This is a genomic window from Labedella phragmitis, from assembly GCF_004078635.1.
Taxonomy (GTDB): Bacteria; Actinomycetota; Actinomycetes; order Actinomycetales; family Microbacteriaceae; genus Labedella; species Labedella phragmitis.
This window is the reverse complement of record NZ_RZNB01000003.1, coordinates 34,347-56,169: the sequence shown is the minus strand read 5'-3', so window position 1 is coordinate 56,169 and position 21,823 is coordinate 34,347. Positions and strand designations below refer to the sequence as shown.

The 21,823-nt window shown below is 67.2% G+C and carries 22 protein-coding genes and 1 tRNA gene; 10 read left to right on the top strand and 13 right to left on the bottom strand.

Going from position 1 to position 21,823, the window contains the following annotated elements; translation table 11 throughout:
• Window positions 1-79: 79 nt before the first annotated feature.
• The 7 genes from ELQ90_RS08385 (at window position 80) to ELQ90_RS08355 (ending at window position 7,703) form a co-directional block, all read left to right on the top strand.
• Window positions 80-361 carry a hypothetical protein gene (locus ELQ90_RS08385; RefSeq protein WP_128494841.1) on the top strand — a complete coding sequence of 94 codons (282 nt, stop codon included), beginning with the start codon at window positions 80-82 and terminating at the stop codon, window positions 359-361.
• 56 nt (window positions 362-417) lie between these two features.
• Window positions 418-1,950 (top strand): lysine--tRNA ligase, encoded by a 1,533-nt coding sequence (gene lysS, locus ELQ90_RS08380; RefSeq protein WP_128494840.1) that lies wholly within the window; start codon window positions 418-420, stop codon window positions 1,948-1,950.
• 52 nt (window positions 1,951-2,002) lie between these two features.
• Window positions 2,003-2,191: a hypothetical protein gene (locus ELQ90_RS08375; RefSeq protein ID WP_128494839.1), complete on the top strand. Its 189-nt coding sequence runs from the start codon at window positions 2,003-2,005 to the stop codon at window positions 2,189-2,191.
• 97 nt (window positions 2,192-2,288) lie between these two features.
• Entirely contained in the window at window positions 2,289-3,749 is a 1,461-nt protein-coding gene (gene cls, locus ELQ90_RS08370) for a cardiolipin synthase (RefSeq protein ID WP_128494838.1), read from the top strand.
• Window positions 3,750-3,883: 134 nt separating this feature from the next.
• Window positions 3,884-4,264, top strand: a complete 381-nt coding sequence (locus tag ELQ90_RS08365; RefSeq protein ID WP_128494837.1) for a ZIP family metal transporter — start codon at window positions 3,884-3,886, stop codon at window positions 4,262-4,264.
• A gap of 189 nt (window positions 4,265-4,453) precedes the next feature.
• A complete protein-coding gene (locus ELQ90_RS08360; protein WP_128494836.1) occupies window positions 4,454-6,973 on the top strand; it encodes an ATP-dependent Clp protease ATP-binding subunit in 2,520 nt (839 codons plus the stop codon).
• Window positions 6,974-7,166: 193 nt separating this feature from the next.
• Complete coding sequence (locus ELQ90_RS08355; protein ID WP_128494835.1) at window positions 7,167-7,703, top strand: amino-acid N-acetyltransferase; 537 nt, start codon at window positions 7,167-7,169, stop codon at window positions 7,701-7,703.
• 95 nt (window positions 7,704-7,798) lie between these two features.
• Here ELQ90_RS08355 and msrA read toward each other — a convergent pair whose 3' ends face one another.
• On the bottom strand, window positions 7,799-8,317 hold the full coding sequence (gene msrA / locus ELQ90_RS08350; RefSeq protein WP_128494834.1) for a peptide-methionine (S)-S-oxide reductase MsrA: 519 nt from the start codon (window positions 8,315-8,317) through the stop codon (window positions 7,799-7,801).
• A complete protein-coding gene (gene msrB / locus ELQ90_RS08345) occupies window positions 8,314-8,799 on the bottom strand; it encodes a peptide-methionine (R)-S-oxide reductase MsrB (protein ID WP_128494833.1) in 486 nt (161 codons plus the stop codon). The genes msrA and msrB overlap by 4 nt, the downstream gene beginning before the upstream one ends.
• A 196-nt stretch (window positions 8,800-8,995) precedes the next feature.
• Between msrB and ELQ90_RS08340 the strand changes: the two genes are divergently transcribed.
• Window positions 8,996-9,655 carry a hypothetical protein gene (locus ELQ90_RS08340; RefSeq protein WP_128494832.1) on the top strand — a complete coding sequence of 220 codons (660 nt, stop codon included), beginning with the start codon at window positions 8,996-8,998 and terminating at the stop codon, window positions 9,653-9,655.
• 46 nt (window positions 9,656-9,701) lie between these two features.
• On the opposite strand, the gene ELQ90_RS08335 is transcribed toward ELQ90_RS08340, so the two are convergent.
• On the bottom strand, window positions 9,702-9,968 hold the full coding sequence (locus ELQ90_RS08335; protein ID WP_128494831.1) for a hypothetical protein: 267 nt from the start codon (window positions 9,966-9,968) through the stop codon (window positions 9,702-9,704).
• Window positions 9,969-10,051: 83 nt separating this feature from the next.
• Window positions 10,052-10,387, bottom strand: a complete 336-nt coding sequence (locus ELQ90_RS08330; RefSeq protein WP_128494830.1) for a hypothetical protein — start codon at window positions 10,385-10,387, stop codon at window positions 10,052-10,054.
• 107 nt (window positions 10,388-10,494) lie between these two features.
• On the opposite strand from ELQ90_RS08330, the gene ELQ90_RS08325 reads away from it, so the two are divergent.
• On the top strand, window positions 10,495-10,917 hold the full coding sequence (locus ELQ90_RS08325; protein ID WP_128494829.1) for an SseB family protein: 423 nt from the start codon (window positions 10,495-10,497) through the stop codon (window positions 10,915-10,917).
• 30 nt (window positions 10,918-10,947) lie between these two features.
• On the opposite strand, the gene ELQ90_RS08320 is transcribed toward ELQ90_RS08325, so the two are convergent.
• Window positions 10,948-11,640 (bottom strand): GTP pyrophosphokinase, encoded by a 693-nt coding sequence (locus ELQ90_RS08320; RefSeq protein ID WP_128495185.1) that lies wholly within the window; start codon window positions 11,638-11,640, stop codon window positions 10,948-10,950.
• A gap of 304 nt (window positions 11,641-11,944) precedes the next feature.
• Window positions 11,945-13,291 carry a DNA repair protein RadA gene (gene radA / locus ELQ90_RS08315; protein ID WP_128494828.1) on the bottom strand — a complete coding sequence of 449 codons (1,347 nt, stop codon included), beginning with the start codon at window positions 13,289-13,291 and terminating at the stop codon, window positions 11,945-11,947.
• A gap of 133 nt (window positions 13,292-13,424) precedes the next feature.
• Between radA and ELQ90_RS08310 the strand changes: the two genes are divergently transcribed.
• Window positions 13,425-13,515: transfer RNA gene (locus tag ELQ90_RS08310), tRNA-Ser, on the top strand.
• 143 nt (window positions 13,516-13,658) lie between these two features.
• Here ELQ90_RS08310 and ELQ90_RS08305 read toward each other — a convergent pair.
• From ELQ90_RS08305 to ELQ90_RS08275, 7 genes are all read right to left on the bottom strand, one after another.
• Window positions 13,659-14,489, bottom strand: coding sequence for a Cof-type HAD-IIB family hydrolase (locus ELQ90_RS08305; RefSeq protein WP_128494827.1), 831 nt, complete (start codon window positions 14,487-14,489; stop codon window positions 13,659-13,661).
• 43 nt (window positions 14,490-14,532) lie between these two features.
• Window positions 14,533-15,954 (bottom strand): glycoside hydrolase family 1 protein, encoded by a 1,422-nt coding sequence (locus tag ELQ90_RS08300; RefSeq protein WP_128494826.1) that lies wholly within the window; start codon window positions 15,952-15,954, stop codon window positions 14,533-14,535.
• A gap of 87 nt (window positions 15,955-16,041) precedes the next feature.
• Window positions 16,042-17,892 carry a beta-glucoside-specific PTS transporter subunit IIABC gene (locus tag ELQ90_RS08295; protein WP_128494825.1) on the bottom strand — a complete coding sequence of 617 codons (1,851 nt, stop codon included), beginning with the start codon at window positions 17,890-17,892 and terminating at the stop codon, window positions 16,042-16,044.
• Between the two features lie 209 nt (window positions 17,893-18,101).
• Entirely contained in the window at window positions 18,102-18,977 is an 876-nt protein-coding gene (locus ELQ90_RS08290) for a PRD domain-containing protein (protein WP_128494824.1), read from the bottom strand.
• A 90-nt stretch (window positions 18,978-19,067) separates the two neighbouring features.
• On the bottom strand, window positions 19,068-19,805 hold the full coding sequence (locus tag ELQ90_RS08285; RefSeq protein ID WP_128494823.1) for a maleylpyruvate isomerase family mycothiol-dependent enzyme: 738 nt from the start codon (window positions 19,803-19,805) through the stop codon (window positions 19,068-19,070).
• A 2-nt stretch (window positions 19,806-19,807) separates the two neighbouring features.
• On the bottom strand, window positions 19,808-20,644 hold the full coding sequence (locus ELQ90_RS08280) for a fumarylacetoacetate hydrolase family protein (protein WP_128494822.1): 837 nt from the start codon (window positions 20,642-20,644) through the stop codon (window positions 19,808-19,810).
• A 24-nt stretch (window positions 20,645-20,668) separates the two neighbouring features.
• Window positions 20,669-21,745 (bottom strand): cupin domain-containing protein, encoded by a 1,077-nt coding sequence (locus tag ELQ90_RS08275; protein WP_128495184.1) that lies wholly within the window; start codon window positions 21,743-21,745, stop codon window positions 20,669-20,671.
• Window positions 21,746-21,823: the final 78 nt, after the last annotated feature.

The window sequence follows — 21,823 nt, the reverse complement described above, 5'->3', positions numbered from 1 at the left end:
TGCCACGCTCCACGGACGTCGGGCCGCTCGGTGGACTTCTCGGCATTCGACGGGACCGCCCGGCGGCTACCATCAGGGGGTGAGCCCCACCGAACGCCCATCCGACCGTCACGACGCCGTGCTCGCGCACGCCCTCGACTCCGCGGCATCGGCCGCCGACGGCGGACTCGACGCCGTCGTCGCGGCCGGGCAGGCCGCGGTGGTGGGGGAGCCCCACGTCGAGCTCGTGCGACTGACCACGGTCGACGGTGACACCGGTGGTCCGCTCGACAGCGGGCACAGCGGCTCGGTCCGCGTCACGATCGCTGCGACAGTCGACGGCGTCGAGGGCTCCGCGTCGCGCACGTTCTACGTCGCCTGAGCGCCGACTCCCACCGCCTAAGCTTGAGGGAGCCGTCCTCGAGGAGTCTCCCGCACATGTCCGACACCACGTCGTCCCCCGCCACACCGACCGCCTCGGCGGACCCCACCGAGCAGGAGATCACGGAGCAGAAGGCCGTCCGTCTCGCGAAGAGGCAGCGGCTGCTCGACGAGGCCACGGACGCTGCCGGTGGCGCCTACCCCGTCTCGGTCCCCGTCACACACACCATCCGCCAGGTGCGGGAGGCCTACGGCCACCTCGCCCCCGACGAGTCGGCCGGCGTCACGGTCGGCGTCGCGGGTCGCGTCGTCCACCTCCGCAACACGGGCAAGCTGTGCTTCGCGAGCCTCCAGTCGGGTGACGGCACCCGGATCCAGGCCATGGTGAGCCTCGCCGCCGTGGGTGAGGAGGACCTCGCCGCGTGGAAGGACCTCGTCGACCTCGGCGATCACCTCTTCGTGTCCGGCGAGGTGGCCGCGAGCCGTCGCGGCGAGCTCTCGATCATGGTGGCGGAGTGGCGCATCGCCTCCAAGGCGATCCAGCCGCTCCCGAACCTGCACAACGAGTTGAGCGAGGAGACGCGCGTCCGCTCGCGTTACCTCGACCTCATCGCGCGCGAGCAGGCGCGCCGCAACGTCGTCACGCGGTCGACGGCGGTCGCGAGCCTTCGTGCCACGTTCGCCGAGCGCGGCTTCCTCGAGGTCGAGACGCCCATGCTGCAGGTGATGCACGGCGGTGCGTCCGCCCGTCCGTTCGTGACCCACTCGAACGCCTTCGACACCGACCTCTACTTGCGGATCGCCCCCGAGCTCTACCTCAAGCGCGCCGTCGTCGGTGGCATCGACCGCGTCTTCGAGATCAACCGCAATTTCCGCAACGAGGGTGCAGACTCGACGCACAGCCCCGAGTTCGCGATGCTCGAGGCGTACGAGTCGTACGGCGACTACTCCTCGATCGCCGACCTCACTCAGACCCTCATCCAGGAGGCGGCGAAGGCCGTCTCGGGAAGCCACGTCGTGACGTGGGCCGACGGCACCGAGTACGACCTCGGGGGCGAGTGGGACCGGATCTCGATGTTCGAGAGCCTGTCGCAGGCAGCAGGCGTCGAGATCACGCCGCAGACCCCCATCGAGGAGCTCGCGGCTCTCGCCGAGCGCGAGGGCGTCGAGGTGCCGCACCCGATCCACGGGAAGTACGTCGAGGAGCTGTGGGAGCACTTCGTGAAGGGCGGTCTCGAACGGCCGACCTTCGTCATGGACTTCCCCGTCGACACGAGCCCCCTCGTGCGCGAGCACCGGTCGATCGCCGGCGTCGTCGAGAAGTGGGACCTCTACATCCGCGGCTTCGAGCTCGCCACCGGATACTCGGAGCTCGTCGACCCCGTCATCCAGCGCGAGCGCTTCGTCGAGCAGGCGAAGCTCGCCGCACGGGGCGATGTCGAGGCCATGCGGCTCGATGAGGAGTTCCTCCGCGCTCTCGAGTTCGGCATGCCGCCGACGGGCGGCATGGGGATGGGTATCGACCGGCTGCTCATGGCCCTCACGGGTCTCGGCATCCGCGAGACGATCCTCTTCCCGCTCGTCAAATGAGCGCGCTCGTTCCGGCGAGCACTCGGCCGCGCTCGCGTAGACTGGCGTCATCATGATCGAGAACTTCTGGTTGAACGCCATCTGGTCGCTGTTCCCGACCATCGTTCTCGGCGTCATCTTCTACATCGTGATGCGTTCCGTCATCCGCGTCGACCGCAACGAGCGCCGCGCGTATTCGGAGCTCGAGGCGGAGGAGCGTGCCAAGCGGGGACTCCCGCCGAAGCCGACGCCCTCTGCGTGACCCCTGCTTCCGGGCCTCGCGCGTGACGTCGGAGGCATGTCGCTCTCGATAGGGTGAGAGCGAACGTGACGAGAGCCGCGCCGAGCCGGGGGAATGCATGAATGAGACCCTGACGCTCTGGCTGGTCTGGTTCGGCATCGCCGTCGACCTCGTCGTCCGCGTCGTCGCCGTCATCGTCATCCCGCGGAACCGCAAACCCTCGGCCGGGACCGCGTGGCTGCTCGCCGTCTTCTTCATCCCGTATGGCGGCATCCTGCTCTTCCTGCTCATCGGCAACCCGAAGCTGCCGCGCAAGCGCCGTAAGATCCAGGACGGCGTCAACACGGCCATCGAGCGGGCGGTCCAGAACCTGCCGAAGCAGGACCTCGAGTTCGAGGGACCGACGTGGTTCCGCTCGCTCGTGCAGCTCAACGAGGGCCTCGGCGCGATGCCGATCCTCGGAGGCAACGAGGCGCGCCTCATGAGCGACTACAACGACACGCTCATCGCGATGGCCGACGAGATCGACGCGGCCACGGAGTACGTGTACGTCGAGTCGTACATCCTGTCCTACGACCACGCGACGGCGCCGATCTTCGACGCGCTCGAACGGGCCGTCGATCGCGGCCTCGTCGTCCACGTGCTGCTCGATCACTGGGCGAGCCTCCGCCGGACCGGCTACAAGAGGACCATCGCGAAGCTCGACGCGATCGGGGTGCGATGGGAGCTCATGCTGCCCCTGCAGCCGCTCAAGGGGAAGTTCCAGCGCCCCGACCTGCGAAACCACCGCAAGCTCCTCATCGTCGACGGCCTCATCGGCTTCCTCGGTTCGCAGAACATCATCGACCGCAGCTACAACACGCGCGCCAACGAGCGTCGCGGGCTCAAGTGGAAGGAGCTCGTCGCGCGCGTCGAAGGCCCCGTCGTCGGAGAGATGGAGGCGATCTTCCTCACCGACTGGTACAGCGAGACGGGTGAGAACCTGCTCCGCGACATCGACGTGACCGACCCCACCCCCGATCGCGGCGACCTCGACTGCCAGATCGTCCCGAGCGGGCCGGGATTCGAGGGTGAGAACAACCTGCGTCTCTTCCTCGGCCTGCTCTACGGGGCGCAGAAGCGCATCGTCATCACGAGCCCGTACTTCGTGCCGGACGAGTCGCTCATGTACGCGGTCACGACCGCGGTCATGCGCGGCGTCCCCGTGGACCTGTTCGTGTCGGAGATCGGGGATCAAGCCCTCGTCTACCACGCACAGCGGAGCTACTACGAGCAGCTCTTGCGGGCGGGGGTCCGCATCTATCTCTACCCGGCGCCGTACATCCTGCACGCGAAGTTCTTCACGATCGACGACGACGTCGCCGTGATCGGCTCGAGCAACATGGACCAGCGCTCGTTCGGTCTCAACCTCGAGGTGTCGATGCTCGTCCGCGGCGCCTCGTTCGTCGACGACATGCGCGACGTCGAGGACGAGTACCGGGCCGTGAGCAAGGAACTCACGCTCGACGAGTGGCTCGAGCAGCCGTTGCGCTCGACCGTCCTCGACAACCTCGCGCGTCTCACCTCCGCCCTCCAGTGACCCCGCCCCGTTCGAGTGCTTGAACACTTCTCTTGTGCACGCGCTTTCGTGCGCAAGACAAGTGTTCAGGGGGTGAGAGGAGACGGCGGGCGCAAGCGGGTGAGGGAGGGCCTGTCGAGGGCCAGGATGGTCGCATGGGCTCTCAGATCTGGGGCGCCGCAGGGGCAGGCCTCCTTGCGGGCGGCGCTCTCGTGGTCGGTGCCGTCATCGCGTGGTTCGTCCGGGTGCCGACGCCCGTCGTCACCGCCGTCATGGCGTTCGGTTGCGGCGTGCTCATCTCCGCCCTCGCCTTCGATCTGAACGAGGAGGCCGAGGATCTCGGCGGTTTCCTTCCCACGATGGCCGGATTCCTCGCGGGAGCCGTCGTCTACGTGACCGCCATAGCGGCGGGGGCGATCCTCGCGATGCTGTGCGACACGATGATCCCCGAGGCGTTCCGCGACACGAAGGCGTTCACGGGTCTGCTCGCGGTGCTCGGTTTCTTCACGAGCTTCGCGGTCCACGCCCTCGCCTGACGTCTCCGCGGCGATCCAGCTGCCATCGGTAGCCGCGCTCCGATGTGTTGATCATCGACGGAAATGGCCGCGTCCCGTGTCGTATCCGCAGACGGTGCGCCCACGGCGAACAACGGATTATCCGCGCCGCTGCGCGGTTACTCTCTCTATATCGGCGCGAACCTTGCCCACGCGCCGGAAGGAGCCCTGATGTTTGAGAGATTTACCGACCGAGCTCGTCGTGTCGTCGTGTTGGCCCAAGAAGAGGCCAAGATGCTCAACCACAACTACATCGGCACCGAGCACATCCTGCTGGGTCTGATCCACGAGGGTGAGGGTGTTGCCGCCAAGGCGCTCGAGTCGATGGGCATCTCCCTCGACTCCGTGCGCGAGCAGGTCACCGACATCATCGGTACCGGCCAGCAGCAGCCCACCGGTCACATTCCCTTCACGCCCCGCGCGAAGAAGGTTCTCGAGCTGAGCCTCCGTGAGGCTCTCCAGCTCGGCCACAACTACATCGGCACCGAGCACATCCTCCTCGGCCTCATCCGTGAGGGCGAAGGGGTCGCGGCTCAGGTGCTCGTCAAGCTCGGCGCGGACCTGAACAAGGTGCGTCAGCAGGTCATCCAATTGCTCTCGGGTTACCAGGGCAAGGAGGCCGCAGCCGTCGGCGGCAACCAGAGCGAGCAGCAGGCCCAGGGGGGATCGCAGATCCTCGACCAGTTCGGCCGCAACCTCACGCAGGCAGCCCGCGACAACAAGCTCGACCCCGTCATCGGGCGCGAGAAGGAGATCGAGCGCGTGATGCAGATCCTGTCGCGCCGCTCGAAGAACAACCCCGTCCTCATCGGTGAGCCCGGCGTCGGCAAGACCGCCGTCGTCGAGGGGCTCGCTCAGGCGATCGTCAAGGGCGAAGTGCCCGAGACGCTCAAGGACAAGCAGCTCTACTCCCTCGACCTCGGGTCGCTCATCGCCGGAAGCCGCTACCGCGGTGACTTCGAGGAGCGCCTCAAGAAGGTCACGAAGGAGATCCGCACGCGCGGCGACATCATCGTCTTCATCGACGAGATCCACACCCTCGTGGGTGCGGGTGCCGCAGAGGGCGCGATCGACGCCGCGTCGATCCTCAAGCCGCTCCTCGCCCGCGGTGAGTTGCAGACCGTCGGTGCGACCACGCTCGACGAATACCGCAAGCACTTCGAGAAGGACGCGGCCCTCGAGCGCCGCTTCCAGCCCATCCAGGTCGCGGAGCCGAGCCTGCCGCACGCGATCAACATCCTCAAGGGACTCCGCGACAAGTACGAGGCGTTCCACAAGGTGTCGATCACGGACGGCGCGATCGTCGCGGCGGCGAACCTCGCCGACCGCTACGTCGCCGACCGCTTCCTCCCGGACAAGGCGATCGACCTGATCGACGAGGCCGGCGCCCGCCTGCGTCTCTCGATCCTCTCGAGCCCGCCCGAGCTGCGCGAGTTCGACGAGAAGATCTCCGTCGTGCGCGCCGCGAAGGAGACCGCGATCGAGGACCAGGACTTCGAGAAGGCCGCGAGCCTGCGCGACGAGGAGAAGAACCTCCTCGGGGAGCGACTCCGCCTCGAGAAGCAGTGGAGGAGCGGAGAGGTCAAGACGACCGCGACGGTCGACGAGGGTCTCATCGCCGAGGTGCTGGCGCAGGCCACCGGCATCCCCGTGTTCAAGCTCACGGAGGAGGAGTCCTCGCGGCTCGTCTTCATGGAGAAGGCCCTGCACGAGCGCGTCATCGGTCAGGAGGAGGCCATCGCGGCCCTCTCCCGCACCATCCGCCGCACGCGCGCCGGACTCAAGGACCCGAAGCGTCCCTCGGGCTCGTTCATCTTCGCCGGCCCCACGGGTGTCGGAAAGACCGAGCTCGCCAAGGCGCTCGCGGAGTTCCTCTTCGACGACGAGGACGCGATGATCTCGCTCGACATGTCCGAGTACGGCGAGAAGCACACCGTCTCACGCCTCTTCGGTGCCCCTCCCGGATTCGTCGGATTCGAAGAGGGCGGCCAGCTCACGGAGAAGGTCCGCCGCAAGCCGTTCAGCGTCGTGCTCTTCGACGAGATCGAGAAGGCGCACCCCGACATCTTCAACTCGCTGTTGCAGGTGCTCGAGGAGGGTCGTCTCACCGACGGCCAGGGCCGCGTCATCGACTTCAAGAACACCGTCATCATCATGACCACGAACCTCGGTTCGAAGGGCATCTCCGGCGGGCCCGTCGGGTTCCAGGTCGAAGGTGACTCGTCGATCACGTACGAGATCATGAAGGGCAAGGTCAACGAGGAGCTCAAGAAGCACTTCAAGCCCGAGTTCCTCAACCGCGTCGACGACACGATCGTGTTCCCGCAGCTCAGCAAGCCCGAGCTGCTCCAGATCGTGGACCTCTTCGTGAAGCGTCTCGCGGACCGTCTCCTCGACCGCGACATGACCGTCGAGCTCACGCTCTCCGCCAAGGAGCGACTCATCGAGGTCGGCTTCGACCCGACGCTCGGCGCCCGTCCGCTGCGTCGTGCGATGCAGAACGAGGTCGAGGACCGTCTCTCCGAGAAGATCCTGCACGGCGAGCTCAACCCCGGTGACCACGTGCACGTCGACTTCATCGGTGGTGAGTTCCTCATCACGACCTCGACGCGTGCGGAGGCCGTCGGTGCCGGAATCAACTCCGGCCGCTCGCTCGGCACGGGGCCGGCCACGCCGGACCTCGCGATCTAGCCCCGGCTCGACGCGACAGCAGCACCACGAGAACGCCCCTCGGCCACCGGCCGGGGGGCGTTCCTCGTTTCCGCCCCTCGCTTTCCCCCCTAAAAATCCCCTCTGTGCGCGCGCTTCATGCACGGAGGGGATTTTTAGGTGGTGTGGTGGGGTGTCGGGAGGGGGAGGGGGGAGGGCGATCTAGGGTGGGGGGATGGCCTCGCCTTTCACCGTCCGCCGTGCCCGTGCCTCCGACGTCCCCGCGATCGAGTCCCTCGTCGCGCCGTACGTCCGACGACGGATACTCATCGGCAAGGAACGCGTGGCGTACTACGAGTCCATCCAGGAGTTCGAGGTCGCCGAGGCGCCCGGCGGGGAGCTCGTGGGTTGCGGAGCCCTGCACACGCTGTGGGAGGACCTCGGCGAGGTCCGCACCCTCGCGGTGTCGGAGAGCTGGCTGCACCACGGCGTGGGGCACGCGATCCTCGAGCAGTTGCAGCGCGACGCCGTCGACCTCGGGCTCAAGCGGCTCTTCTGCCTGACGTTCGAGGTCGACTTCTTCGCCGGGCACGGCTTCCACCCCATCGGCGAGACGGTCGTCTCGCCGGAGGTCTACGCGGAGCTCGTGCGTTCGAGCGACGAAGGCGTCGCGGAGTTCCTCGAGCTCGCGCGGGTCAAGCCGAACACCCTCGGCAATACGCGCATGCTCAAGCTGCTCGACACCCCGCCGGCCGTCGAGCTGTCGTCCTGACGCCGACCTCGTCGACAAACGAAAAAGACCGCCGGAGCACTCGAACGATCGAGTGCTCCGGCGGTCTCATGCTGCCGGAGGTGCGGTAGCAGAGGTCAGCTCACGGGCTGGGACTCACGCTTCGGGAGCTTCCAGCCCGGGCGAACGAAGTGGCATGTGTAGCCGTTGGGGTAGACCTGGAGGTAGTCCTGGTGCTCCGGCTCCGCCTCCCAGAAATCACGCACACGGGCGATCTCGGTGACGACGGGTCCCGGCCAGATGCCCGACGCGTTCACGTCCGCGATCGTGTCGCGCGCGATCCGCTCCTGCTCGTCGCTCTGGGGGAAGATCGCGGACCGGTAGCTGCGACCGCGGTCGTTGCCCTGACGGTCCTTCGTCGTGGGGTCGTGGACCTGGAAGAAGAACTCGAGCTGCTCGCGGAACGACGTCTGCTCGGGATCGAAGACGATTTCGATCGCCTCGGCGTGGTCGCCGTGAGCGCGGTACGTCGCGTTGGGCGTGTTGTCGTCGCCGGCGTAGCCGACACGCGTCGACACGACGCCCGGGCGGGAGCGAATGAGCTCCTGCATGCCCCAGAAACATCCTCCCGCGAGGATGGCGGTCTCGGTGGTCATGATGCGTCCTCCTTCTGGGACGCGGCGGGCGTCCCGTTCGTCTCGAACAGCGAGCGGTACTCGCCGTATCCCTGCTCCTCGAGCTCGGCGACCGGCACGAAGCGCATGGCGGCCGAGTTCATGCAGTATCTCAGACCACCGGCCTCGCGCGGGCCGTCGTCGAAGACGTGCCCGAGGTGGCTGTCCGCTGCCGAGGAGCGGACCTCGACGCGCTTCATGAAGAGCGAGCGGTCGACCTTCTCGGTGACGACGTCCGCAGCGATGGGCCGGGTGAAGCTCGGCCAGCCCGACCGGCTGTCGTACTTGTCGCGCGAGCTGAAGAGCGGCTGACCCGATACGACGTCGACGTACAGGCCGTCCTCGTGGTTGTCCCAGTACTGGTTGCGGAAGGCGGGCTCGGTGCCCTCCTCCTGCGTGACCCGGTACTGGGTGGGGGTGAGGCGAGCGAGCGCCTCCGGGGTCTTGCGGTACTCCTGTGCCACCTGGTCCTCCTTCCGGATACCGCTGGCTGCGGCACCCATTCCGACACCGAGCGTTCGGCGTCATCCGGTGCAACGGATGGTGGGCGCATGCTGTTCCTTCGAAGCTGGGAGCGCGCCGTGAACGGGAGCGTGGCCGCCCACACGGACCGCAGCGCGCCGCCGCGGAATCGCCCAGACGTCGACGTATTCTGGGGGTATGTCGACGCGTGAGAGATCCCGGCGTCCGTCGAAGGCCGTCTACCGGCGACGACGGATCGTGGTCTTGCTCGGGTTCCTCGCGATCGTGGCCGTCATTGCCCTCGTCGTCTTCCGCCCCGGTTCCTCGTCCGGCCAGGAGGAGGAACCCGGAGCGTCGGGAACGCCGAGCGCGAGCGCCAGCACGCCAGCGTCACCGACGGAAGCTCCCCCGGGGGTGTCGCCGTCGCCGTCGGCATCGGCGCAGGAGGGCGACCCGCAGTGCACCGCCGAGACCGTCGCGGTCGAGGCGCACACGGACAAGTCGACCTACCAGGTGGGGGAGTTGCCGCAACTGTCCCTGTCGCTCACGAACACGGGCGACGTCGCCTGCACGATCGACGTCGGCACGAGCCAGCAGGTCTTCACTGTGACGAGCGGCCAGGACACGTACTGGACGTCGACCGACTGCCAGGTGGAGCCGACGAACGCGATCATGCTCCTCGAGCCCCGGAAGACGATCACGTCGAATCCGGCCATCTCGTGGGACCGCACGCGCTCGACCGCCGACACGTGCGATGACGAGCGCCCCGGCGTGCCGGCGGGCGGCGCCTCGTACCACCTCTCCACCTCGGTCGCGGGGATCGCCTCCGCGGAGTCGGCGCAGTTCCTGCTCTACTGAGGAGCGAGGGCGTGGGCTGCAACGCCGGTGCTCCCGTGGTGGGGTGTCAGAGCGCCCACTCGTCGATCGTCGTGAACGGACGCGCGACGTCACCCGTGTCGCGGTCGTCGAGGTCCACCTCGGCCGTCTCGAAGACGATGGACGTTCCGGGGGAGACGAGGACGGAGATGCCGCGGTTGCCGAAGACCACGAAGTCGACGAAGCCGCCGCCTGAGCGGATCGCCTCGACCATCTGTGTCTTGAGGTGGTCGATGCCCAGTCCCTGGGCGAGGACGTACGAGGTCGAGCCGATGGTGCACGTGTGACGGATCACGGGTGTCCTTTCTCCCGCGTCCACGCTAGACACTCCGAGCCGCTCGGTCCAGACGTCGGCATTCATTCGCCGCGAGGCGTGCATCACGATTCGTCCAGGTTGCCGAAGTCCGACGGTGTGGTCGCCACCGGCACGTGGGTCTTGACGTTGGTGATCGCTTGTGAGCGGTCGCGGATGTACGCGAGAGTTGACAAGTTGTCCGGCTCCGGTAGGCCGGACCGGGTGGTCTCGGCCATCAGGTCGATACCGTTCCCGAGGACCAACGTCGCGACGACCTCCTCGCCGTCGACGCCCACGCCGCTGACCTCGACGTTGTCCGCGGACCCGGCATCGGCGAGCAGCGCAGCATAGGCGAGCAACGCGTCCGCAACGTCATCACCCATGAGGAGGGACTTCTGTGCGTACGTGACATGCTTCATGGTTCCATTCCCTCACAGTGCGGGCACCACATCGCGTACTTGACTCGTCTCCGTGGATGCGCAAGCCGGAGAGCAGACACGTCGCGGAGGTTTGGCAGACTGGGGGCATGGCGAAGAAGCAGAAGCCCGACTTCTCATCCCCGGTCCTCGCGGACGCTCTCGAGAAGCAGGACATGGCGGCCGTCGCGTTCGCGCTCCGAAATCACCCCGTCGTCGTGCCGCTCGCCACGGCGATCGACCGCGACAAGCCGACGGCGACACCCGACGTGTGGATGTACCGCCAGCCGGAGACGGCCCGTCTCGCGCTCCTGCTGTTCTCGGATGCGAAGAACAAGCCCGAGGCACTGCCGCCGTTCGTCGGCCTCTATGACGGAGAGTGGCTCTCCGCCTTCCTCCGCACGTACGGCGACGACATCGAGACGGTGTTCTTCGACATCGCCGGTCCGCACGCGATGCAGGCGACGCCCGCGGAGGTGCAGCGGGTCCTCGGTCTTGCCGCCGATGAGGAGCCCCCCGCGACGGACGCCTGACCGCTGCGGGGGACTGAGCGCTGGTGGCGCTCAGACCTGCTGGGTGCCGCCCCGCCGCCGCAGCTCCTGGAGTTGCGTGACGATCTGCTCGGGCATAGCGGGTTCCGGCACGGTCGTGGAGTCGTCGCCCCACGCGTCGGTCTCGGAGTCGAGCGCGCGCACCTCGGCGTGGAGGTGCTCCATGCGGCGGTCGAGCTCGGAAGCGATCTGGGCTGTCTCCGTGAGGGTCGAGACGAGGTGCCCGGGGACCTCGCCGCTGTACTTGTAGTAGATCTTGTGCTCGAGGCTCGCCCAGAAGTCCATCGCGATGGTGCGGATCTGCAGTTCGACGAGGACCGGGACGACGCCGTTCGACATGAACACGGGGATCTCGATGATCGCGTGGAGGCTCTTGTAGCCGTTGGCCTTCGGCTCCTTGATGTAGTCCTTGATCCCGCGCACGGTGATGTCGCTCTGCGCCGTGAGCATCTCGAGCACCCGGTAGGTGTCGGCGATGAAGCTGCACGTGATGCGGACACCGGCGATGTCGGTGATCGTGGCGCGGATGGCCTCGAAGGACGGGTCGCAGTTCTTCCGCGCGACCTTCTCGATGATGCTCTCGGGGCTCTTCACGCGCGAGTTGACGTGCTCGATCGGGTTGTACGAGTGCAGGTGGGTGAACTCGTCCTGGAGGATCGAGATTTTCGTGAGCACCTCGTCGATCGCGAACTGGTACTGCATCATGAAGCGCGTGAACTCGGTGCGCAGTCGCCGGGCCTCGGCGACGGCGGCCGGGTCGAGCGCCGTGGGATCGAGGGCTGCGAGGGTGTCGCCGACCCGGCCTGCCTCCCTCGTGCCGGGCCCCCGTGAACGGGTGGAGGTGTGCGTGTCGTCTGCTGGCGGGTTCTGTGAGGACGATTCGGTCACGCTTCCGACCCTAGGGGGGCTTTCTGTCGGTTCGATGAATCGGGACATGAGGGGTGCGAGAGCGAGAGCCCGCGTGACGGGGTTGGGCATGGGTGATTCGGTGTGACGCAGACGTCGTCGATCAGAAGTCGGGCACGACGACGGGCTCGGCTGTCGCTCTCGCCATGCCGAGTGCCGCTCGAAGCGTGCCCGTGGAGGAGTCGACGATGCTGCGGTAGCCGAGACGCCGGGCCTCCGACGCGCGATGCGTCGCGGAACCGACCGGGCGCACCTCCCCGGCGAGGGAGATCTCGCCGTAGGCGGCGAGGGTCTCCGGGATGGGCCAGTCCTTGACCGTGGAGGCGAGCGCGATCGCGATCGCGAGGTCGGCCGCCGGCTCGGTGAGGCGAACCCCGCCCACCGTGGAGACGTAGACGTCGAACTCGCCGAGCTTGATGCCGCCACGGCGTTCGAGCACGGCGATGAGCATCGCGACGCGCGACGGGTCGACACCGTTCGTGACGCGACGCGGATTGGGCGACTGCGTGCTCGTGACGAGGGCCTGGACCTCGACGGGGATGGCGCGCTTGCCCTCCATGGAGATCGTCACGCATGTTCCCGGCACCGACTTCTGGCGGCTGAGGAAGAGTTCGCTCGGGTCGGCGACCTGCGCGATGCCGTCGCCTGTCATCTCGAAGCAGCCGACCTCGTCGGTGGGACCGAAGCGGTTCTTGAGCGCTCGGATGAAACGGAGCGCGGTGTGGCGGTCGCCCTCGAAGTGGCACACGACGTCGACGAGGTGTTCGAGGACACGCGGGCCGGCGATGGTGCCGTCTTTCGTGACGTGGCCGACGAGGACGAGGGGGAGTGCCCGGTCCTTCGCGATGCGGATGAGGGCGGATGCGACCTCGCGCACCTGACTCGGCTGCCCCGCGAGTCCGTCGACGTTCGCGCTCGCGACCGTCTGCACCGAGTCGACGATGAGGAGCTGCGGGACGACGGCGTCGACCTGGCCGAGCACGGTCGCCAGATCGGTCTCGGAGGCGAGGTAGAGGTTGTCCGACAGGGCGTCGGTGCGCTGGGCACGCATGCGAACCTGCGCGACCGATTCCTCGGCGCTCACGTAGAGCACACGCATGCCGCGTCGGGCGGCGCGAGCGGCGACCTCGAGAAGGAGGGTCGACTTGCCGACCCCAGGCTCGCCCGAGAGAAGCACGGCGGCGCCGCGAACGAATCCGCCTCCGAGGACGCGGTCGAACTCGTCGATGCCGCTCGACCAGTGGCTGACCTCGACGTCGTCGATCTCGGTGATGCGGCGCGCGACGCGGTCGTCGGCGACGACGGACGGCTTGATGCGCGTGACGATGCCCGTGGCCGTTCCGGCCTCGACGACGGTGCCCCACTGCTGGCACTCCGGGCAGCGGCCGGCCCACTTGGCTGCCTGCCACCCGCACTCGTTGCACTGGAAGGCTGCGGTGTTCTTGGGCATGGGTCGAGGCTAGTGGCGACCCCCGACAGTGGAGCGCCGGACTGAGGGCGTGGGGAGAAACCGCCGCGGTCGAGCAGCACTCGACTGCGGTCCCGATTCGCGCCGACCCGCTCGCTCGGCTACACTCGACGGCGGTGACGTGTCCGAGCGGCCGAAGGTGCAACTCTCGAAAAGTTGTGTAGGGTAACCCCCTACCGTGGGTTCAAATCCCACCGTCACCGCCACCACGAAGTCCCCGGTAGTCCTGATTCTTCAGGCGCGACCGGGGACTTTCGTCATGGAGCGCGATCGACAGCGCGACGGACGTGGGAGCCGCCGCCGGGATGTCCCCGCGGGAGTCGGGCCCGACTCTCCCGCGGGCACCGGATCAGATCAGTCCGTGGGACCGCAGGGCGTGCCAGACGCCGTCCTGTGATACCGGGCGCGTGATCTCGTCGGCGACGGCTTTCACCGCCGCGTCGGCGTTCCCCATCGCGATCCCGAGGCCGACGATCTCGAGCATCTCGAGATCGTTGGCGCTGTCGCCGATCGCGACGGCGTCGTCGAGCGAGAGGCCCTCCGCGGCGAGGAGGCGTTCGATCGCCGCGCCTTTGTCGACGCCGCGCCTGCTCACCTCGCCCCCCGCCTCGCCGAGGTACGGGATCGTCCCCGTGATCACGTGGAAGCCGTCGCCGAGCCCGTCACGGACGGTCGCGAACGTTCGCGGGTGATCACCGAGGAAGGTCACCTTGGCGATTCCCTCGGTCGGAGCCGCGCCCCGATAGGAGAGCCGCGCGAGGAGTTCGTCATCGTCCGCCCCATCCCGCTCGCTTCCGACCCGCCCGGAGGCAAGGGCGCTGGAGAGGCGCTCCGCCGCTCCTCGACTGGGATGGATGGCGTCGTAGCCCTGCATGATGTACTCGATCCCTCGTGAGGAGAGGAACGATTGGATCTCCTCGACGTCACGCGCGGTGAGGAGGCGACTGTCGACCAGAACGCCGTGTCGTTCGGTGAAGCCTCCGCCGGCGGAGATGACGCCGTCGAAGCCGATGGCCAGGACTTCGTCCGGGATCTCGCTCCGCGAACGGCCCGTGCTCAGGAAGACGAGGTGCCCTCGGCGACGAGCATCGCCGACCGCCGCGATCGCCGACGGGGCCAGATGCTGGTCGTGACCGATGAGGGTCCCGTCCACGTCGAGGAAGATCGTCCGCGCAGTCATCGCGAGACCCCCGCTGTCACGGGCTGCAGGATGGTGCGGCACATCACGAGGTCAGGGACGCGCCATTGGTCCGGATCACGTCCGCGTACCATCCGAACGACTTCTTGCGGTACCGGTCGAGCGTGCCGGTCCCATCGTCGTTGCGGTCGACGTAGATGAGTCCGTAGCGCTTGCTCATCTGGGCGGTGCTCGCGCTCACGATGTCGATGCACCCCCACGCGGTGTACCCCATGACCTCGACGCCGTCGGCGACCGCTTCGCCCACCTGGACGAGATGATCGTTGAGGTAGGAGATCCGGTAGTCGTCCTCCACGGTGAGAACCCCGTTCGTCTCGACGAGCTCGTCGCGCGCCCCGATGCCGTTCTCGACGACGAAGAGGGGCTTCTGCCACCGGTCCCAGAACTGGTTGAGCGCGATGCGGAGACCCACGGGGTCGATCTGCCAACCCCATTCGCTTGCCTCGAGCGTCGGGTTGTGGACGCCGCCCATGATGTTGCCGGCGCCCACGACGCGCTTATCCGCGTCCGCGGTCTCGCACACGCTCATGTAGTAGCTGAAGGAGACGAAGTCGACCGTGTTGGTCAGGATGTCCCTGTCCTCGTCGGTGATGTCGAGCTCGATCCCCCTCTCCCTCAGGGTCCGGAGGAAGTAGCCCGGGTAGCGGCCACGCGTGTGCACGTCGCCGAAGACGAGATTCGTGTGGTCGGCCGTCATCACGGCCAGCGCGTCGTCCGGGGACGGACTGAGGGGGTACGTCGGCATCGCGAGGATCATGCATCCGATTTCCGCCTGCGGCGTCATCTCGCGGGCGATCCGGGTCGCCGCCGCGCTCGCCACGAGTTCATGGTGCATCGCCTGATAGAGGTCCTGATCGGTAAGGCGTTCCCGCGGGGTCAGGATGCCGCCGCTCATGAGGGGGGCGTGGAGGAGGGAATTGATCTCGTTGAAGGTGAGCCAATACCTCACTCGGTTGCCGTACCGCTCGAAGAGGACCCGCGCGTATCGCTCGTAGAACCCGATCAGTTCGCGACTGATCCAGCCGTCGTAGGTCTGCGCGAGGTGCAGTGGCGTCTCGTAGTGGGAGATCGTCACGAGCGGCTCGATGCCGTGTTTCTCGAGCTCGTCGAGCACCCGGTCGTAGAACGCCAGGCCCTCCTCGTTCGGCTGCTCCTCGTCGCCGCGAGGGAAGATCCGGCTCCAGGCGATGGAGAAGCGGTAGACGGTGAATCCCATCTCGGCGAACAGGGCTATGTCCTCCACGTAGCGGTGGTAGAAGTCCGATGCCACGTGCTTCAGGTTGTCGGGGGTCGGTGCGATCGTCGGCGGACCTGACAACCCGCGAGCCATGACGTCCTGGATGGACGGTCCCTTCCCGCCCTCGTCGAAGCCGCCCTCGACCTGGTTCGCTGCCGTCGCTCCTCCCCAGAGGAAACCATCGGGGAAGCCCGGTGCGCGCGTCGTCATACGTCTCTCCTCTTCCTGCCGGGATCCGTGATCCCGTCGAACTGCGTCGGGGCGGGACCGATCACCGTCGGCCCCGCCCCGAGTCTGTCACCGTGCCGCCGCCGCCTCGGACGCGATGGCGAGGTAGAGCGGGTCGCCGTGGCGGATCGCACCGCTCGCCGGGCTGCCGATGGTCGGGAACGCATCGTCGTTGGTGACGATGATCGGTGTGGTGAGGTCGTATCCGGCTGCGGCGATGGCCGCGGTGTCGAACTCGACGAGCACGTCGCCCGCCGCGACGGTTGCTCCCTTCTCGGTCGTGACCGAGAAGTGCTCGCCACCGAGCTCGACAGTGTTGATGCCGATGTGGATGAGGATCTCGACGCCGTCCTCGGAGCGGATGCCGATCGCGTGCCCGGTCGGGAACACGGCCACGACCTCGCCCGCCACGGGAGCGAAGAGCGTTCCGCCGGTCGGGACGATCGCGATGCCCTGCCCGAGCGAACCGTCGGCGAAAGCTGCGTCGGGCACCTGCGAGAGGGGGACGGCCGTTCCGTCGAGCGGACTGACGACCTGCAGATCGGGGGACGCCGTCACGGGGGCGTCGTCGACGCGATCGGTGAAGCCGAAGACGAGGACGAGCACGAACGGCACCACGATGGACACCGCGAGCGCGATGAGGAGGACCCACACCGAACCCGATCCGAAGAGGACGGGCAGGGAGAGCCCCGATGCGAGTACGAAGGCGTTCGCCGTGATGCCTCCGGCGGCGATGATCGCGCCGCCGACGGCCCCGCCGACGATTCCGAACGCGAAGGGCCGCTTGAGGGGGAGGTTGATGCCGTAGATGGCGGGTTCGGTGACGCCCGCGAGGAAGGCGGAGATCGCCGCGGGAGCGGAGAGGGCGCGCAGCTGCTTGCTCCGAGTCCGTATGAGGACGCCGAGGACGGCTCCAGCCTGGGCGAGCACTGCGGCGAAGATCGGTGCGAGCAGTGCGACGTTCCCGTTCTCCTGGAACTCGACGATCATGAGCGGGATGATCCCCCAGTGGACGCCGAAGATGACGAACACCTGCCAGAGCCCACCGGTGATCGCGCCGCCGAGGGCCGGAACGTAGTCGAAGAGCCAGCCGATCCCTGCGGCGAGGCCCGACGAGACGGCGTTGGCGAGGGGTCCGATGACGAGGAATGTCAGCGAGACCAGGATGAGCAGCACGATCATGGGCGTGAAGAGCCGTCTGATCGACGAGTGCAGCTTCGCGTAGAGGAACCGCTCGACGTGTGACTGCAGCCAGACCATGATGATCACCGGGATGACGCTCGAGACGTAACTCACCATCACGACGGGGATACCGAAGAACGAGACGTCAGGCTGCCCGTCGAGCGCGACGATCGCCGGGTAGACGAGCGCGGCGGCCATCGCCATCGACGTCATCTGGTTGGCCTCGAAGTACTTGGCCGCGGTGACCGCGAGGATCACGGGGAGGAAGTAGAAGAAGCCGTCGGAGATGGCATTGAGCATCGCGTACGTCGTCGTGGTCGAGTCGATCCAGCCGAACGCGACGGACGCCGACAGCAGCGCCTTGAGGAGGCCCGCAGCGGCGAGAACCCAGAGCAGCGGCGAGAACAGTGCGGAGATCATGGCGATGAACCTGTTGAAAACGTTCGGCTTCGCCGCGTCGTCGCGCTCCTTCGACCGTCGCTCGCCCGGCGCACCGCCGGTCGTCTTCGCGATCTCTGCGTAGACCTCCGGGACCTCGTTGCCGATGACCACCTGGAACTGGCCTCCGGCTTCCGCCGTCGTGATCACTCCGGGGATCGAGCGGATCGCGTCGGGATCGGCCTTCGCCGTGTCCTTGAGTTCGAATCGCAGCCGTGTAGCGCAGTGGACGACGGAGGCGACGTTGTCTCCTCCACCGACCCCCGCCAGGACACCCGCAGCGGTCTTCCCGTAATCCATCGTCGTTCCACCCTTCGCCGCGTCCTCGCGGCACTGTGAGGAGAAGCGGACCGCTCGCGGGCATAAAAAAAACCTGAGTCCGCCCGTCGGATCGCGTCCGAAGGTGAACTCAGGTTTTGCCTGCCGTGCAGTAACAATCCTGGCTTCTGCGTGACGGTCATCGTCTCGCAGTGGAAACGGTAACACATGCCGGTCGCGCCGGGGACGGGTCAGTCCGGACTGACGCGCTGGATGAGGCGCTCGACGTGGACGATGAGGTAGAGCAACTCCTCGTCCGTCAGAACGGAGCCGGTCGCCGCGAGCACGTAGGCCTTGACCTCGTCGGCGCACGCCGCAGCGCGCGGGTACTTCACCCGTGCGAAATCGTAGAACGACGTGTCAGCGCTGCGGAGCATCGACTCGGACACGAGGCGCTGGAGCAGGAACTTGACATGGAGGATGAAGCGCGCGTAGTCGAGACTCTCGACGTCGAGTGACACCCCTGTGGATCGCTCGACGGTCTTGACGACGTGCTGCACCCGGCGGAACAGTAGCGCGGCGGTCCCGTTGGGTTCGTCCCGCGTCGCGTTGAGGACGTGCATCGTGAGGAACACCGACTCGTCCGTCGGGAGTTCGAGGGCGAGGGCGTCAGCGAGGTGCTCTGACATCTCCGTCGCCGCGCGGAATTCGTCCGGGTAGAGCACACGCACCTCGGGCATGCTCGCGGAAGGCAGGTCGACGCCGGTGCGCAGACGTTCCAGGAGGAACTGGACGTGGTCGATGATCGCGATGGGAAGGTGCCGACCGAGATCGCGACCGAGAGACCTCTCCGCGTGGTCGACGGCGCCGTTCACCGCGGCGATCACTTCGTAGGGTGCAGCCGCGAGAACCTCGTGGATGTGCGTGCGGTTGACGTCGACGTCGAGGGTGTACGACTTCTCGACCTTCGTGAGATCGACGGGATCACCGGGCCTCGCCTGGAAAGCGAGACCACGTCCCATCAGCACCTGCTCGCGGCCGAGCGGATCCATCGTGATCAGGACGTTGTTGTTGAGTACCTTGTGGACGGCCCCGGCTTCGGGACCGACCGACTTCCGCTCGATCATCCCTCGCTCCGGATCCTGTTCGCGTCGGTGACCCGTCCATCACCGGCCGCGAGTATTGTAGCGCCGCGCCGCGTTAGCCGACGGTCGCCGTCAGAGCCATCTCGGCGCCGACGGCAGGGGGGCGCCGTCGCTCGTCGACAGGCCATCAGCGCTTCCGCGGCCCGTCGCCCATGCGGCGAGCCGCCACGCGGGCCCCTGGACCGCGGCCGCAGCCGTCGACGAGACACGAGGGCGATCCGTCGCCTCGAGCATGGGCGGCCGTCCGTCGGATCCTGCACGGGTCGCCCACGCCGACTGAACATCGTCGAGGAGGCGATCGATCACCTCCGCCGGGATGTCCCGGAAGGACGCGCCGTTGCCGAGGTCGACCGCGTGGATCCACACTTCGCGGGTCCGCATCCACACCGTCTCCGACACCGGGACGACCCGCCCGTGCGCCGTTCTCACCTCGTTCGCCCACGCCGTCTCCGGCAGATCCCGCCATTCGACGTTGAGGTGGATGGCGGCGTGATCCGAGAGATTCCGCAGCGCCTGCGCCGGGAGGGTCGCAGCGAAGTCGATCTCCTCCGTACGTTGTTCCGGCGAATCGTACATGGGGGTCTCGATGCCTGTCGCGGCCCACTCCGTGAGGCGGGTCAACGCGCGCGCGTTGAGGCCGACGTGCGCGACGACCTGGCGGCGACTCCACTGCGGAAGCAGCGACGGGGCGTCGAGGTCGTCGTCGGTGAGTTCATTGAGCTTCCGGGAGTAGAAGGCCTGCCCGCGACGCGCGACGAGGAGGCCCGCGGCGAGGGCGGGATCGGTGACGTTGTCGGTTCGGCCGGCCACGATCAGTCCTCGACGGTCACGATGCTCGTGATGGATCCGATGCCCTCGATCGCGGTTGTGAGGACCGCGCCGTCGCCGAGGTACCGCTTCGGTTCGCGAGCGTGGCCGACGCCCCCCGGGGTTCCGGACGCGATCACGTCGCCCGGGTTGAGCGTGACGATGTGGGAGATGTAGGAGACGAGGGCCGCGGGTCCGAAGACCAGGTCGTCGGTGGTCGCCGACTGCACCTTCTCCCCGTCGACCGTCGTCGACAGCTCCGAACCGAGCGTGTATTCGTCAGCGGTCACGAGGACTGGTCCGAAGGGTGTTGAGCCCTCGAACGTCTTGCCCTGGAACCACTCGGGTGTGCGGTATTGGAAATCGCGCATGGTGACGTCGTTGATGACCGAATATCCGGCGATCGCTCTCGTCGCATCGGCTTCGTTCAGACGGCGCGCACGCGAACCGATGACGATCGCGAGCTCGGCCTCCCAGTCCACGGCGTGCGCGGCGTACTCCGGTAGGACGATCGGATCATACGGACCGATGAGCGCTTCGGGATACTTCGCGAAGAGGGTCGGGTACTGGGGCAGTTCCCGACCCATCTCGAGGATGTGGTTGCGGTAGTTGAGCCCGACGCAGACGATCTTCGACGGGGACGGCACGACCGCCTCCCAATCGGAATCCTCGATCTCGTCGAGGTTGTGGGAGGCGCCTTCGGCGGAACGTGCCAGCGACTCCCAGCCGGGATCGGCAAGAAGCGCACCGACGTCGGCGAAGCCGTCGATCTCGACGGCGACGGTCTCGTCGACGCGCACTGCGACGGTGGTGGCGGGGGTGCGGAGTGTTGCGAGTCTCATGATGGCTTCCGTGTCGAGGTGCGGTCAGTTCGCCGAGGGGACGAAGGTACGGGCGAAGTTGAGGCGCTCCATGATCGGTGCGTCCGAGAATCGGAAGAGGTCGAACTGCGTGTCGGAATGGAGCGACCACGGCACCCAACTGGGGACGACGAAGAGGTCGCCCGTCTCGAGTCGCGTCTCGACGTCGCCGAGGACGACCGTGCCCTCGCCCTCGAAGACCTGCCAGACGGACGAGCCGACCTCGTGGCGTGCTGGTGTCGAGACGCCGGCCCGGAGTCGGTGGAACTCGCACCGGATCGTGGACATGACGTCGCCGCCCGTCGTGGGGTTCGAGTAGCGGATCGCAGCGTGCCCCTGCTCGACGGTGGCGGGGAAACCCTCGTCCTCGAGCGCCAACTGCTCACGCAGCGCTGCGTCGGTGTATTCCCACCGATAGGCGCTGAGAGGTGACGAGACCTTGTCCTCGAGACCTGACAGGGGACGGAGTCCGGGGTGTGCCCAGAGTCGTTCCGCTCGGGAGACGGCAGGGGAGGCCTCGTCGGTCACCCGTTCCGAGCCGAACTCGAAGAATCCGACGTCCATCTGGCTCGAGAACGGGATGTCGAGGCCGTCGATCCAGGCCATCGGGTTCGCGGTGTCGTTGTGGTGGCCGTGGAAGTTCCAGCCGGGCGTGAGGAGGAGATCACCCCGACGCATGGCGACAGGATCACCGTTGACGACGGTCCAGACGCCCTCACCCTCGACGACGAATCGGAAAGCGTTCTGCGAGTGACGGTGTTCCGGGGCGGTCTCGTGGCCGCCGAGGTACTGGATGGCGCACCAGAGAGTGGGAGTCGCGTACCCGGTGCCCGGGAGGCCCGGGTTCGTGAGACCGACGGCACGGCGCTCGCCACCACGTCCCACCGGCACCAGATCGCCCGAGCGCTGAGCGATGTCATAAAGGGTCTTCCACCGCCAGACATGGGGGATCGCTTGCGGGGATGGTGTCATCGGCATGAGATCGTCCCGCTGCGTCCACAACGGGGCCATGTCGTTTGCCGCGAAATCACGATAGAGCTGCTCCAGCTCCGGCGTGTCGGCAGTGCCGTCCATCTGCTGCATGATCATGGTCCTCTCGTCGTTGAAAAGAAGCAGGTCGATCCTTGTGTGACATTTTTTTGGTCGCCTGCGTCTAAGTGT

Bases quoted from the DNA above. Each gene is read 5' to 3' on its own strand.
- lysS (WP_128494840.1), top strand. From the start codon at position 418: ATGTCCGACACCACGTCGTCCCCCGCCACACCGACCGCCTCGGCGGAC.
- ELQ90_RS08375 (WP_128494839.1), top strand. From the start codon at position 2,003: ATGATCGAGAACTTCTGGTTGAACGCCATCTGGTCGCTGTTCCCGACC.
- cls (WP_128494838.1), top strand. From the start codon at position 2,289: ATGAATGAGACCCTGACGCTCTGGCTGGTCTGGTTCGGCATCGCCGTC.
- ELQ90_RS08365 (WP_128494837.1), top strand. From the start codon at position 3,884: ATGGGCTCTCAGATCTGGGGCGCCGCAGGGGCAGGCCTCCTTGCGGGC.
- ELQ90_RS08360 (WP_128494836.1), top strand. From the start codon at position 4,454: ATGTTTGAGAGATTTACCGACCGAGCTCGTCGTGTCGTCGTGTTGGCC.
- ELQ90_RS08355 (WP_128494835.1), top strand. From the start codon at position 7,167: ATGGCCTCGCCTTTCACCGTCCGCCGTGCCCGTGCCTCCGACGTCCCC.
- msrA (WP_128494834.1), bottom strand. From the start codon at position 8,317: ATGACCACCGAGACCGCCATCCTCGCGGGAGGATGTTTCTGGGGCATG.
- ELQ90_RS08340 (WP_128494832.1), top strand. From the start codon at position 8,996: ATGTCGACGCGTGAGAGATCCCGGCGTCCGTCGAAGGCCGTCTACCGG.
- ELQ90_RS08330 (WP_128494830.1), bottom strand. From the start codon at position 10,387: ATGAAGCATGTCACGTACGCACAGAAGTCCCTCCTCATGGGTGATGAC.
- ELQ90_RS08325 (WP_128494829.1), top strand. From the start codon at position 10,495: ATGGCGAAGAAGCAGAAGCCCGACTTCTCATCCCCGGTCCTCGCGGAC.
- ELQ90_RS08320 (WP_128495185.1), bottom strand. From the start codon at position 11,640: ATGATGCAGTACCAGTTCGCGATCGACGAGGTGCTCACGAAAATCTCG.
- radA (WP_128494828.1), bottom strand. From the start codon at position 13,291: ATGCCCAAGAACACCGCAGCCTTCCAGTGCAACGAGTGCGGGTGGCAG.
- ELQ90_RS08305 (WP_128494827.1), bottom strand. From the start codon at position 14,489: ATGACTGCGCGGACGATCTTCCTCGACGTGGACGGGACCCTCATCGGT.
- ELQ90_RS08300 (WP_128494826.1), bottom strand. From the start codon at position 15,954: ATGACGACGCGCGCACCGGGCTTCCCCGATGGTTTCCTCTGGGGAGGA.
- ELQ90_RS08295 (WP_128494825.1), bottom strand. From the start codon at position 17,892: ATGGATTACGGGAAGACCGCTGCGGGTGTCCTGGCGGGGGTCGGTGGA.
- ELQ90_RS08290 (WP_128494824.1), bottom strand. From the start codon at position 18,977: ATGATCGAGCGGAAGTCGGTCGGTCCCGAAGCCGGGGCCGTCCACAAG.
- ELQ90_RS08280 (WP_128494822.1), bottom strand. From the start codon at position 20,644: ATGAGACTCGCAACACTCCGCACCCCCGCCACCACCGTCGCAGTGCGC.
- ELQ90_RS08275 (WP_128495184.1), bottom strand. From the start codon at position 21,745: ATGCAGCAGATGGACGGCACTGCCGACACGCCGGAGCTGGAGCAGCTC.